The 12,529-nt window shown below is 40.2% G+C and carries 12 protein-coding genes; 6 read left to right on the top strand and 6 right to left on the bottom strand.

What is annotated here, in order from left to right:
• Positions 1-119 precede the first annotated feature (119 nt).
• Positions 120-488: a hypothetical protein gene (locus P2W73_RS25955; RefSeq protein ID WP_276505023.1), complete on the bottom strand. Its 369-nt coding sequence runs from the start codon at positions 486-488 to the stop codon at positions 120-122.
• A 98-nt stretch (positions 489-586) separates the two neighbouring features.
• Between P2W73_RS25955 and rpoN the strand changes: the two genes are divergently transcribed.
• The 3 genes from rpoN to P2W73_RS25940 all read left to right on the top strand — a co-directional run bounded on the left by rpoN (position 587) and on the right by P2W73_RS25940 (position 3,898).
• The gene (gene rpoN, locus P2W73_RS25950; protein WP_276505022.1) at positions 587-2,074 is read left to right on the top strand and encodes an RNA polymerase factor sigma-54; all 1,488 of its coding nucleotides are present in this window, start codon (positions 587-589) and stop codon (positions 2,072-2,074) included.
• Positions 2,075-2,175: 101 nt separating this feature from the next.
• Positions 2,176-2,712 carry a hypothetical protein gene (locus P2W73_RS25945; protein ID WP_276505021.1) on the top strand — a complete coding sequence of 179 codons (537 nt, stop codon included), beginning with the start codon at positions 2,176-2,178 and terminating at the stop codon, positions 2,710-2,712.
• A gap of 151 nt (positions 2,713-2,863) precedes the next feature.
• Positions 2,864-3,898, top strand: a complete 1,035-nt coding sequence (locus P2W73_RS25940) for a patatin-like phospholipase family protein (RefSeq protein ID WP_276505020.1) — start codon at positions 2,864-2,866, stop codon at positions 3,896-3,898.
• Positions 3,899-4,074: 176 nt separating this feature from the next.
• Here P2W73_RS25940 and P2W73_RS25935 read toward each other — a convergent pair whose 3' ends face one another.
• On the bottom strand, positions 4,075-4,629 hold the full coding sequence (locus tag P2W73_RS25935) for a hypothetical protein (RefSeq protein WP_276505019.1): 555 nt from the start codon (positions 4,627-4,629) through the stop codon (positions 4,075-4,077).
• A gap of 383 nt (positions 4,630-5,012) precedes the next feature.
• On the opposite strand from P2W73_RS25935, the gene P2W73_RS25930 reads away from it, so the two are divergent.
• Positions 5,013-5,972 (top strand): toll/interleukin-1 receptor domain-containing protein, encoded by a 960-nt coding sequence (locus P2W73_RS25930; RefSeq protein ID WP_276505018.1) that lies wholly within the window; start codon positions 5,013-5,015, stop codon positions 5,970-5,972.
• A gap of 296 nt (positions 5,973-6,268) precedes the next feature.
• Here P2W73_RS25930 and P2W73_RS25925 read toward each other — a convergent pair whose 3' ends face one another.
• Genes P2W73_RS25925 through P2W73_RS25915 form a run of 3 tightly spaced genes read right to left on the bottom strand, consistent with a single transcriptional unit; the run spans position 6,269 to position 8,135 of the window.
• A complete protein-coding gene (locus P2W73_RS25925; RefSeq protein ID WP_276505017.1) occupies positions 6,269-7,021 on the bottom strand; it encodes a hypothetical protein in 753 nt (250 codons plus the stop codon).
• 17 nt (positions 7,022-7,038) lie between these two features.
• Positions 7,039-7,611 (bottom strand): hypothetical protein, encoded by a 573-nt coding sequence (locus P2W73_RS25920; RefSeq protein WP_276505016.1) that lies wholly within the window; start codon positions 7,609-7,611, stop codon positions 7,039-7,041.
• Positions 7,581-8,135 carry an REP-associated tyrosine transposase gene (locus tag P2W73_RS25915; protein ID WP_276505015.1) on the bottom strand — a complete coding sequence of 185 codons (555 nt, stop codon included), beginning with the start codon at positions 8,133-8,135 and terminating at the stop codon, positions 7,581-7,583. Before P2W73_RS25915 ends, P2W73_RS25920 begins: the two co-directional genes overlap by 31 nt.
• A 945-nt stretch (positions 8,136-9,080) precedes the next feature.
• On the opposite strand from P2W73_RS25915, the gene P2W73_RS25910 reads away from it, so the two are divergent.
• Complete coding sequence (locus P2W73_RS25910) at positions 9,081-11,006, top strand: adenylate/guanylate cyclase domain-containing protein (protein WP_276505014.1); 1,926 nt, start codon at positions 9,081-9,083, stop codon at positions 11,004-11,006.
• Positions 11,007-11,027: 21 nt separating this feature from the next.
• On the opposite strand, the gene P2W73_RS25905 is transcribed toward P2W73_RS25910, so the two are convergent.
• A complete protein-coding gene (locus P2W73_RS25905; protein WP_276505013.1) occupies positions 11,028-11,525 on the bottom strand; it encodes a glucosaminidase domain-containing protein in 498 nt (165 codons plus the stop codon).
• A 142-nt stretch (positions 11,526-11,667) separates the two neighbouring features.
• Between P2W73_RS25905 and P2W73_RS25900 the strand changes: the two genes are divergently transcribed.
• Positions 11,668-12,372, top strand: a complete 705-nt coding sequence (locus P2W73_RS25900) for a hypothetical protein (RefSeq protein ID WP_276505012.1) — start codon at positions 11,668-11,670, stop codon at positions 12,370-12,372.
• Positions 12,373-12,529: the final 157 nt, after the last annotated feature.

Here is a 12,529-nt window from a genome sequence, read left to right as displayed (position 1 = left end):
ACAGTAAATCCTTATAATTTTATCCTCGTTGAGCATCGATAATTGAGTTTTGTGTGTGGTAACTCAAAATTATCTTTTATTGATGCTCATCCCTTTTTCTCTATAACTAGCAACTTGGGTTAATTAGTGTATTCCAATGAGCCTAATCTTACCCGTAAAGGAACAGATGTTGCTTTTTCAAACTGCCATTCCTTTCGGCAAAAGAAACTGAGTTCTTCTTTATTAAAAGCATTTTGCGAAAAGATAGGTTTTGCCAATGCAATTGTTTGAGGTAATTTGTAAGTACTGCCTTTAGGAAGTGAGTATGATGGAGGAAAATAATTTTTAGAAAATTTTAGAATATGGTTTAAATCACCGGCAGGCCGCTCCCTGAAAGGCTTTACAGCGGCGTTTTTACAAAAGTTTTCCACATTTTTCTCTTGTCCAAAAATGTCGCTGCAACACAGTAAAATCAACACAACAAGAAAAGAAAAAATACGTTCGGGCATTCCTATTCATTTATCTTGTAAATTTACGGCCTGATTTTTGATGAATGGCGGAATTTTTTTAAACTGAACCGACCCTAAAAAAGATTCGATAAATAATTATGGCCCTTAGTCAGTCACTACAACAGAAATTATTACAGAAGCTATCACCTCAGCAAATCCAGCTAATGAAGTTGTTGCAGGTACCGACAGCTAACCTGGAATTAAGAATTAAAGAGGAGTTAGAAGAGAACCCTGCACTCGAGTTGGACGAAGAGAAACATGAGGATGAAAAAGAAGAAATGCAGGATGAATTTACCGACGGCGAGGATACGGAATATGATGATAAAAATGGGAGCGAGGAAGAATATGGCAATGTAGATGTAAGTGAATACGTACAGGATGGTGATGATGACGTAGCGGATTATAAATTACGTGACGACAATTACCCGGAGGAAGATCAAAAGCAGGTTCCCTTTAAAACAGAAACCAGTTTTTACGAGACACTATTGCTTCAATTGGGTTTATTGAAACTGGATGAAAAGGAACATAAAATAGCAGAACAAATAGTAGGAAGCATAGATGAAGATGGCTACCTCAGAAGGGAAACCTCGGCCATCGTGGACGACCTGGCCTTCCGCCAGAACATTTCTTCCACGGAAGAGGAAGTAGAACAGATCATCCAGCGCATCCAAAATTTTGACCCCCCCGGTGTAGGTGCCCGTGATCTGCAGGAATGTTTGCTGCTGCAATTGCAACGACAGAAAAATGAAGGCAAGGATGTTGACATTGCCATACTGGCCATCAAAAAATACTTCGACGAGTTTACCAAGAAGCATTACGAAAAGATTCAACGCGGATTAAATATAGATGAGGATCAGTTGAAAAAAGTAATGCAGCAGATCGTCAAGCTCAATCCCAAACCCGGTGGCAATATAGGTGGAATGAGTAAGGCGGAAAGTTATGTAGTACCTGACTTTTTTATTTTCAATAATAATAATAAGCTTGAGCTCACACTCAACTCACGTAATGCTCCTGAACTTCGTATTAGTGAAGGTTATCGTGACATGATGAAAGAATATGACCGCGGTGCTAAAAAAGATAAGCGTCAGAAAGAAGCAGTAATTTTTATCAAGCAAAAAATTGATGCGGCCAAATGGTTTATCGATGCCATCAAACAGCGGCAACATACACTGCTCAGCACGATGACCGCTATCATGAATCACCAGCATGATTTTTTTATCAGCGGTGATGAAACCAACCTGAGGCCGATGATCCTGAAAGATATTGCTGAAAAAACCGGCCTCGATATTTCTACCGTGAGCCGCGTTGCCAACAGCAAATTTGTTCAGACAGAATTTGGGACCTACCGGTTAAAATTCTTTTTCAGTGAATCATTGAGCACCGACAGCGGCGAGGAAGTTTCGACAAGAGAGGTAAAGAAGATCCTCAGCAATCTTATCGAAGGTGAAAGCAAGAAACATCCGTTGAGCGATGAACGCCTGACCGAGTTATTACAGGAAAAAGGATATAATATTGCCCGGCGTACGGTTGCCAAATACCGGGAGCAATTAAACATTCCTGTTGCAAGATTGCGGAAGGAGTTATAAGATGGTCTAGCTCCCTTCGTCAGGCTCAGGGCTGGCGATACCCGGTTTAGAGTATTGGTAGCGACAAAAATTGGTTTACATTTATCAGGTAAACCTTTTTTATGCAAAACCAAACTTACCGGTTATTGATCCCGGTGCTGCTGCTGTTTTGTAATTCCCTTCATGCACAAGATCCCGAAGACACTGAATTCAGAAAAGGCTGGGTTAATTACCTGAAGCTGGACAATGGCGTTATCAGCAATTTTCATGCGGCACCGGACCTCTATGTTGGCGGCATTCGCCTTAATCCCCAAATCACCGTAATACAACACAAACTTCGGCTTGGTGCCAATGCAGGTGTTGTGTATGGCAATAAAAAATGGTCGGGGCTTTTCGGACCCTCTGTTGCCTTTAAACTAAAATCATTCAACTTAAAAAACCTGGCGGGACTGGGCAACCTGCAATTAATAGCCGAACACAACTGGGGCACAGAAAAACAAAGACTGATTGGTGGTGGCATTGGGCTGGAGTTGTTACAAAAGCTAATGCTGCTGTTCACCGCTCAACGGGATTATAAGCTGAACAGTTGGTGGATACAATCACATATCGGGCTTCGAATTAACAAGCCAAAAAACAAAGTGCCTGAGTTCAATCAATAATTCAACGGCAGGTTTACTCGTCTTTATTTTCTACCATTAAAAACAATACAGATGAAATGAGACATAAAATTTTCGAGGCAAATTATATCAACCGCCGATGAAAATTTTATGTCGAATTCCATGTGACCAAAAAAAACAAAAAAATTAACACATGAAAAAAGCATTGGTCATCAGCGGTGGCGGGTCCAAGGGAGCTTTTGCAGTGGGCGTTTATAAATACCTCGTTACAACTTTTGATTTAGATTTTGATGTGCTGGTAGGTACCAGCACGGGATCACTGATCGTGCCATTGGCTGCTTTAGGCAAAACCGAAATGCTGGAAAAATTATACACCACCCAAAAGACTGAAAACATCGTTATCAAGGACAATATTGGTAACCGGCTGGATAAAGATTCCATATTTGATGTAACACCCCTGTGGGAAACAATAAAAAAATTTTATACCAATGATTTTTATGATGAACTGATTGACTCCGGTAAAGAAATTTACCTGAACACAACCTGTTTGCAAACGGAAGAGCTGGTTGTTTTCACCACGGCTGCCAATCCTGTTCCTTCCAAATACTATGAATTGAGAAAGCTGGAAAATGCGGAACATTTTCGCCGGGCCGTACTCGCCTCAGCTTGCCAGCCTGTGTTTATGACGCCGGTAAAAGTCAACAGGGCGGTGCCGGGTCATCCCGATCCTGATCACCAGTTTGTAGATGGTGGTGTACGGGAATATGCCGGCGTGCAAATGGCGATCGACAATGAAGCTAAAGAAATCTTTACCATTTTGCTCTCCACCGATAAGGCAGGCAATGCGCCGGAGTTTAAAACCTTATTCCCCATACTGGAGCAAACCATTGGCATCTTTACAACCGATGTCGGCAAAAATGATCTCATCATTCCGTTGCTTTACAATGATGCTATCACCTATATCGATGCCGTCAAGAAAAAAATGAAGCGGGAAGGTGTTTCTGCCGATGATATCGCAAAATATTTTTTTATCCGCGGCAGAGAAAATCCTTTTGAAGACAAAATACCGTTGAAGATACATATCATCCAGCCCTCAATGCCTTTGGGCGGCGGACCCGGTGGACTGATATTCGATCCCGCAGAAATGAAAAAAATGTTGGCCATTGGAGAAACACAGGCTGAGAATTATGTAGCGAGTTTATCGCCGGGTGATGTGGATTGGGCTTAAGTTTTAATAAAATTATTTGTCTGAGAAACCGGGAAGCTTCAACTTCTACCTAAATAGATCTCCATCCATTGATCAAAGCTACCTATTGTACAAGTTCCGGCACGTGAGACACGTGCCGGGGCGTTCTTTATTTTTATGAGCACTGATAACGGCAGCGGCAAAATCCGTTTCAGCGTTTAATTTGTAATCGCTCTTATCTTTTCGATCAGTTGTTTCAGGTCAGCATTGGTTTCTTTTAGTTTGTTGTTATCCGGCAGGGATGATTGCTGGTACTTTTCTATGGTTGGTATTGTGATCATTACCTGTAACAATATATGCAGGCCCCGCAATTCTTTTTCCTGTGTATTCATGACGGAAATCTGGTTTTGCCAGTTGGTCAGTTTGCTGTAATAGCCGGCTTCGCTTTTGCTGATCAGGTCAAGGGTTCTTTGTTTGGTGCCGGCATCAGCAATGTTAGCAGCATTTGCTTTTGCATCGGAATAATAGCGGGTATTATAATTTGTATAGCTATTGTATTTCTCCAGTGCTTCATCTTTTTTCTTGTAAAAGTTTTCAACTCCTTCTTCAATACTTCTGAGGTTATCATTTTGCTTTACTGCCTGATTATAAAGTTCTTCCACCAGGTCTTTACCACCATAGCGGGAATCTTTGCTGATGCCGGCTGTCAGGGTTATGAAAGCGATGGCAGTAATAGTCAGAATGAATGCAGTAAGGAAATACTTTCTTTTCATAACAGTAAGGTTTTAATAATTGAGAAGAGATGAAAAATAAGGAATATTCCATACTGTCGTAACGACAAAGTGAACCATAACAAATTCTTTTTACTCCGTTGGTGTTGCGTATTGCTTTGTGAGCAGCCCCACCAACGGCCGAATTTAGGGCATTCCCGATAATGAGAGAAACCCCGGTTATCAACACCCGTTTCAGAAAACCGAGTGATAGCAGTTGTGAATAAGCAAAAGGAATATGTGAAAAAATCAGCTTAAAATACATTTGTTTTTATCATGGAAATCGACAGCGTGCTGGTTTTTGGTATTAGACCAGCAAGGCAGAAAATCATCATTGAGATTTTCTCTTTAAATTTAATTACCTAACCTTTCATCCGGCAATTTTTATGGACGGTCTGTTAACCTTCATCAGTTACAGTCGTGCGGACTCCGGGTTTGCGACAAAGCTGGCAACCGATCTCCGCAAAGCAGGAATAAATATCTGGTTTGACCAGTTTGATATTCCTGCCGGCACACGTTGGGATAATGAAATTCAAAAGGCTCTTCAATCGGCCGGCACCGTTTTAGTTATTCTCTCACCCTCATCTGCGGCCTCTAATAATGTGCTTGATGAAGTTGATTTTGCCATTGATCATAATAAACGGTTGATACCGGTAATGCTGACTGAATGCACTGTGCCTGTTCGCATGGGGAGGTTTCAATATGTTGATTTTATCAATGACTATCACAAAGGATTTGATCAGCTGGTTAAAGAGCTTGGTGAACAAAGGCAGCGGGAAGGCTACCATAACCCTAAACCTTATGTGCCGGTTGAAAAATCTTTTCCGTCGCCAAAAAGAAGATCCAACGGTGTATTACTGCTAACCGGCGGAATAATAGCCCTGATTGTAATAGTTTTTGCAGTTAATCCCCGGACAAAAAATAAAACAGAACAGAAAATAACACCAATACAGGAAAGTGAAAGGCTGGACCAACAAAAAGCTTCTTCAACACAATCTTTATCTGTGTCTTACTCGCCCTCAAAAATTGTTGCTCCTGCGTACTCTTTTCAACTCAATATCCTGAATGCACAAGCTGAAAAATTAAATGGTAAGATGGTTCTTACAATAGCTGTTAAAGCCGTCTGCGAATCCCCATATGGTTATGCTATAAGCACCGGGCATTTCCGTGTGAAGATTGGTGAAGATAAATTTGCTCCTGATAATTTCTATTCAGAAGCTATTCCGGGCTTTTCCTTTAAAACCTTCGATATTATTTTCAGCTTGCCTGCGAATGTTAATCAGTTTGAATTACTGCAGTATTATGGAGAGAATTTGCTGGGATCGGTTTCAATGCAGATAAAATAATCTGCTCAAACTTATCCGGCGCCTTGGGTCGTGTCACCACGACCCAGCTATTTTTAAAACTGTTCCCCAAATCCTTTAAAAAAGAAAAAAAACTCTTCTCCTATAATTTATAATACCTGGCTGAAGAATACTATTCGCAAGGATAGTTGTTCCAATTAAGACTCCGGCACGTGGGACACGTGCCGGAGCGCTGCTGATACTTCGTTGCAAACGAAGCACAACCACTCATCTTTTTTATCGTTCGGTTTATTCATCTTTCTTTTCCTTTTGCTGAACACTCAGGAGAAATCGGGGTATTATTTCCTAAACCAATTACTTTCCACAATGTTAAATTTAAATTCGTTAACCTCCCCACTTTTTTCTGGATTGAACTTTACATCCATAAAATAAATCCCATTATTATTTTTTAATTCTTTCAAACTATCTTTTAAAACCGATTTAACTGTGATAGTAATGTAATCATAATAATTTGCAGGCGCATTGGAAGTTTTATCAGAAAGGGCAGTAGAAAGAATGTCTAAATTGCCGTCTTTGTTAACATCTCCAAAGATGTTAACATCACCAAAAATATTGTCAAATGAAAATTGCTTAATGCCACCTAAAGAATCATCAATCCTGAATAGATTAAATCTAACCTTTCTGCAATTATAAGAATTACATGAACTATATCCGCTATAAACACAAACAAAGCTTGAACCATTAATTTTTAAACTATATAAATAAAGATTGTCAATCAATAAGTACATATTATCTTTCGGTGTCAATTTATACTTTTTTCCATCAATAAAAATAGAATTGACACCGCTAGGAATATTCTGTTTTTTGTCTATTTCAATGATAATATCTTTACTAAATACCTTTATGTCATAGATTTCAATATTATCCTTTGTTTTTTTTGTAAGACCAGTCAACCCTTTTGATAAAAGTGATTTTTGCAGAACTCCAAATTGGTTAACATCCCTCAAAGTATACAAAGTAGTATCGTTAGATGCACAGGCTTCTAACATTACGCATAACAATATGACAGAAAAAAAAGGATTTGCCTTCATAACTGTTGTACTCTTATTTAATAAGCCCTTTGACCAGCAGCTCTTGCTGCTGTTGAAACTCTGGTAAATACAGTCGTGCCAATACCTCTTGTAGTTTCATATGTGTAAGTTACTATTGCTCTACTACTGGTTGCAGGAGTTGAGAGTAAATAATTACCATTTGTTGTTCCTAAAACACTTGTATGAGGAGTTATAGTTTTGGGACCCCATCCACCTAAAACACTATAGTTCACTTGCAAGCCCATAAGTCTCTTTTCATGACTTGAATTAGTTCTTAAATCACTATGATCCCAAAAAGTAGCTCCCCTACTCAAATCCTCACCTCCTCCAGAAGCATGTATAACGGCTGCAATACTTTGAGTCATTGCAGCATTTTCACCCCGTTCCTCAGCAGTTGAATTCATAAAATTTCTAAAAGGGGAATTCCCAACAGCAATGGCATAGTTATTATCCGCCAATATCCCCTCGTTGTCCTTAGTTTGTTTTCTTTGGCTGCTGATAAAAATAAAAAAAGTTGAATGGTTGTCATGAGTCTGCGACTCATGACTGAAAATATGTTTTATAAAAATACTAAATCCAGCAAGCCACATTTCGTTGTTAACACATAATCCTTTGCACTGCTGTATATATAGTATTCCGGTTTTTCAACAATACCCGCTTCTACCGGGTTATTATGAAGATAATTTATCTTTTGAAACGTGAAAGCAGGACTATATAACTCCTGTGGCTGATTATCCTGCCGCCAAAACTGATAGTTACTGTTTCGGCTGTTCTTTTGGCCTTCTTCTTTGAATATTCGCAACATCCAGTCCCTTCGGCTTTCGTGCTGGTTGGACTCAATAGCTGTAGTTATTTGCTTACTTGTAAACTTCTTAAAATCCCGAAGTATATCGCTTAGATCATTGTTTTTTGCAGAAGCGACTAAGTGAAGGTGGTTGCTCATAATACACCATGCATGCAGTAATAGTCCCCTTTCATTCTGGCAATGCCGGATACTTTCCAGTACGATATCCCGGTATTCTTTTTTTGTAAAAACATCCACCCATTCTACAACGGCAAAGGTTATAAAATGAATGGCGGACTGGTTTCTTATTTTATAGCCTCCATCGCTCATGCTTATCTTTTATACTAAGATAAGGCGAGCCAGCAGCATTAGAAAGCAGGAAAAGAATGACAATGTGTTTACAGCAGCGGGCTTGTCAGCCTCTTTGAGGCTGCTGCGGAGATGCAATCTCCGCACAACCATTCAGCTTTTTTATTTTTATTCAACTTTTCGAATTAAGACAAACTACGGACAACGGGGGGACACGTGCCGGGCGCTGGCTTTATTGTTTAGCTTCTCCAATAATTAAGAAACCCAAAAAGAACTAATACTATAGCAGAAAAAATATAGAAAGGAATTAAATATTTTCTCCTCTTTTTATAAGTAGGCCTATGCTGCATCAATTTCGGTTTACTAATATTTCTTTCAAAAAAGAAAAAAATTATTGCCAACGTTAAACCGAAAAACGCTAGCATGGCATAACTTTTCAAATTTACATTTGTAAAAACCAAGAAGAGCAATGAAGCAGTCATTGTTCCAATAACCGTTATTATTTGGTTTGCTCTATATATATATCCTTTTCCAGACTTATAGTATCTCGTTTTATAAAGCATATATATAAGAGAATATTGTATCCTATCCAGAATCTGAAACATACTTTTAAAATTTTACCACCAGTCAAAAAAATCATTCAACCCTAATACTATTTCTCCAACCACTACAACCCCTGTTGTCGTTAGTTTGTTTTCTTTAGCTACTGATAAAAATAAAAAAAGTTGAATGGTTGTCATGAGTACCGAAGGAAGTCCGGTATTTGCAATCTGCGACTCATGACTGAAAGATTTTATAAAAATACCAAATCCAATTAAACACACCCTTTGTCGTCACACCTTTTAATAATCACAAAATAATTTTGACAGCCTTTTGCGTATTCATTTAACCCCCAAAATTCTCCATTCACCGAAATTGCCGGGACGGTCTTCATTTGTTCAGTAATTTGCAGCTTCATTTTTAACTATGCGACAGCTCGCTGCTATATTATTCGCTGATATGACAGGCTATACGGCCCTGATGCAGGAGAACGAGCAACTGGCCCGCCTGAAACGCAGAAGGCTCAAAGAAGTACTGGAGTCATCCATCGCTGACTTCAACGGTAAAGTATTGCAATACTATGGCGATGGCTCACTCAGTATTTTCAGCAGCGCCATCGACAGCGTCCGCAGCGCCATACAAATACAACAACAATTACAGGAGCAGGAACCCAAAGTAGACCTGCGCATTGGTATTCATACCGGCGATGTCATCATCGAAGAAGAAGCCATCTACGGCGATGGGGTTAACCTGGCTTCACGCATCGAATCCATGGGCGTGCCGGGTGGCATTTTTATTTCAGAAAAAGTATATGATGAAATAAAGAACCAGGATGGCATCAGCACCCGTGAGCTGGGCTATTTTGAATTGAAAAACATAAAACAACCGGTTCGCATTTTTGCTATTGCCAACAGGGGAATCACGGTTCCCCGCCGTGATGAATTAAAAGGTAAAACCAAACAAACAAGCAACCGGCTGGCGGTATTACCTTTTGTCAATATGAGTGCCGATCCGGAAAACGAATATTTCAGCGATGGTATTACCGAAGAATTGTTGAACGCATTGACAAGAGTGGATGGCCTGCAGGTAACCTCGCGGACCTCGGCCTTTGCCTTCAAAGGAAAGAATGACGATATCCGCGACATTGCGATCCAATTGAATGTCGATAAAGTGCTGGAAGGAAGTGTACGCAAAGCCGGCAACAGGGTTCGCATCACCGCACAGCTAATTAATGCGGCTGATGGCTATCATATCTGGAGTGAAAATTATGACCGCAATCTTACCGACATTTTCGAGGTGCAGGACGAGATCAGTGGTATTATTGCGAATAAACTACGGGAAAATCTTTCTGCCAGTGAGCATCAATCGAAACACTTGGTAAAAGCCCCGACTAAAAACATCACTGCCTATACGCTTTATTTAAAAGGACTTCATTTCTGGAACAAACTCACACCCGCCGATTGCCGTAAGGCAATAGAATGTTTTGAACAGGCTATTGAGCTGGAGCCCGCCTATGCTCACGCATATGCCATGGCTGCCGCAGCTTACAGCTATCTCGGTTCTACTGGGCAAATGCTTCCTGAAAAAGCATTTGAAATAGTTCATCGCTATGCCGACAAAGCATTAGAGTTGGATAGTTCGCTTGCCGAAAGTCATATTGCTAAAGCCAGCGCTTACCTTTTTTATGACTGGAAATGGCAGGACGCATTTGTTACGTTGCAAAAAGCAATTGAATTAAATCCCGGCGCTATCGAAGCGTATGAGTTGTTGGGGATGTATTATATCGTAATGGGACAAAAACAAAAAGCGGTAGCAGTATTGGAAATTGCGGAAGAAATGGACCCGCTGTCACCGGTTATCAGTCAATCGCTGGGAAGCATGTATGCATTTGCCGAACGTTATGATGATGCCATCCGCCAGGCTGATAAGCTGCTTGAGATGAATCCCAAAATGCGCATTGCTCTCGAACTAAAAGCATGGTCCATCGGCATGCGGGGAGATTGGGCAGCAGCGATGCCTTTGTTTGAAGAAGTACACCAGCTTACCAATCACCCGCTGAAAGGGTTAATGGGGTTGGGCTATTCATATGGCCGGCTGGGAATGATTGATGAGGCAAAGGAAGTGATCAGGAAAATGGAACAACGCCAACTGGAAGAACCTAACTCGGTGATTGATGCCGATCTCGCTGGAGTTTGGTTTGGACTCGGCGATTATGATAAAACATTTTATTACCTCAGTCAATGCGTGGATAAACGCATGGGCCCCATAAGCTATTTCCTGGAATATCCTGCTTACAGTGGTATCAAAAAAGATCCCCGTTATGCTGATATCATGAAAAGACTGGGACTATAAAAACAAGCCTTTTACTTGTTGTTAGCTTTCATCCAGCTTATGCAGCTTATGTTTTTGGATTGCTGCTGAGATATTCTTTTTCCATTCCTGTGGTACTGTGGAATAGCCACTTTTGCTGATTGCATCCAGCCAAAGTTTGTAGTCCATTTTGCCTTTTAGTTTGGGATAAAATTTTCGCTTGGTCAGCAATTTGCAAAAGGCAATATAAGAAGCTCTGCCATCAGCATATTGCTTATAGCTTGACCGGACACCTTTTGTTTTCATTAAATTGTTCTTACCCTTTATCCCAAAATGATTGTTCAGCAATTTACAATTACGGCTTTTGCCGGCTCCTGATTCAATGATGGCGACCCCAAGGATTACTGAAGAAGGTATGCCATGGATGGCAGAAAGAGAATCTGCAATGGGTTGGTATTGCTTCACGTATTTTGACTGGCCAAAAACTGTTTGGCAGACGAGCAGGAAGGCAAGCATTAATAGACCACCTGAGCGATTTTCAAGGAAGGATATGATTTTCATATATGTAGTTTATCGGTTTTACATCGCTAAAACTCCGGCCAACTCAATTCATATTATGGATTTTTCTTCTTTCTTATCATAAATATAAGCTCAAGGTTTCTTTTTTTATAATCATTTACTTTGCAAAAAAAGTTAAGGCTCAATGAGTACAAGATTGATGGTGGACAAAACCAGCCAACTACAGGAATACCGGGAAACCGGCTATCAACCGCAAAATCGTGCCATCCGGTTAATGGCAAAGATTATTTCTTATGTCTTTCACCCGCTTTTTGTACCTGTTTATATTGCCTGGTTTCTTGTAAATGCGCAACCCTATTTGTTTAGCATTTTCACACCAGCCGAAAAACTAATCACTCTTTTGCGTTTTTTTCTCATGTATAGTTTTTTCCCATTGGTGACGGTATTGCTCGCTAAGGGGTTGGGCTTTCTTGACTCTATCTATCTCAAAACACAAAAAGAACGCATTATTCCTTATATAGCCTGCGGCATTTACTATTTCTGGATGTGCTATGTGCTGCGCAATCAACCCCAGTTCTCCAAAGAAGTAGTTCAGCTTTCAATGGCAATTTTCATCGCTTCTTCCATAGGACTACTGATAAATATTTATATGAAAGTAAGTATGCATGCCATTTCCATGGGCATCCTCGTTGTTTTTATGGGCCTGCTTTCTTTTACGCAGGCAGGCAGTTATACTATTTATATGTCTATAGCTCTCATCATCGCCGGCATTGTTTGCACGGCCCGCTTTATTGTTTCTGATCATACCCCCGGTGAAATTTATATGGGCCTGATGGTAGGTGGAATTTCGCAGTTGCTGGCTATTTGGGCAGACGGCATCCTGCCTTAGTGTATTTGGTATTTTAAAAAATACAAAAAATCACTATTGTCCGACTAAAATTATCGAATAGAAAATAGAAAGGGCAGTTCCGAAGAACCACCCTGATTAGTTAAGTTTGAGTTACCACACCTAAACTTCACTAATGATGGTTAAAGATAAAAGTTTT

It is taken from the genome of Terrimonas pollutisoli (assembly GCF_029360765.1).
Classification (GTDB): domain Bacteria; phylum Bacteroidota; class Bacteroidia; order Chitinophagales; family Chitinophagaceae; genus Terrimonas_B; species Terrimonas_B pollutisoli.
The sequence above is the reverse complement of the archived record's forward strand: the minus strand, read 5'-3'. Positions and strand labels throughout refer to the sequence as shown.

Bases quoted from the DNA above. Each gene is read 5' to 3' on its own strand.
- P2W73_RS25955 (WP_276505023.1), bottom strand. From the start codon at position 488: ATGCCCGAACGTATTTTTTCTTTTCTTGTTGTGTTGATTTTACTGTGT.
- rpoN (WP_276505022.1), top strand. From the start codon at position 587: ATGGCCCTTAGTCAGTCACTACAACAGAAATTATTACAGAAGCTATCA.
- P2W73_RS25945 (WP_276505021.1), top strand. From the start codon at position 2,176: ATGCAAAACCAAACTTACCGGTTATTGATCCCGGTGCTGCTGCTGTTT.
- P2W73_RS25940 (WP_276505020.1), top strand. From the start codon at position 2,864: ATGAAAAAAGCATTGGTCATCAGCGGTGGCGGGTCCAAGGGAGCTTTT.
- P2W73_RS25935 (WP_276505019.1), bottom strand. From the start codon at position 4,629: ATGAAAAGAAAGTATTTCCTTACTGCATTCATTCTGACTATTACTGCC.
- P2W73_RS25930 (WP_276505018.1), top strand. From the start codon at position 5,013: ATGGACGGTCTGTTAACCTTCATCAGTTACAGTCGTGCGGACTCCGGG.
- P2W73_RS25925 (WP_276505017.1), bottom strand. From the start codon at position 7,021: ATGAAGGCAAATCCTTTTTTTTCTGTCATATTGTTATGCGTAATGTTA.
- P2W73_RS25920 (WP_276505016.1), bottom strand. From the start codon at position 7,611: ATGTGGCTTGCTGGATTTAGTATTTTTATAAAACATATTTTCAGTCAT.
- P2W73_RS25915 (WP_276505015.1), bottom strand. From the start codon at position 8,135: ATGAGCGATGGAGGCTATAAAATAAGAAACCAGTCCGCCATTCATTTT.
- P2W73_RS25910 (WP_276505014.1), top strand. From the start codon at position 9,081: ATGCGACAGCTCGCTGCTATATTATTCGCTGATATGACAGGCTATACG.
- P2W73_RS25905 (WP_276505013.1), bottom strand. From the start codon at position 11,525: ATGAAAATCATATCCTTCCTTGAAAATCGCTCAGGTGGTCTATTAATG.
- P2W73_RS25900 (WP_276505012.1), top strand. From the start codon at position 11,668: ATGAGTACAAGATTGATGGTGGACAAAACCAGCCAACTACAGGAATAC.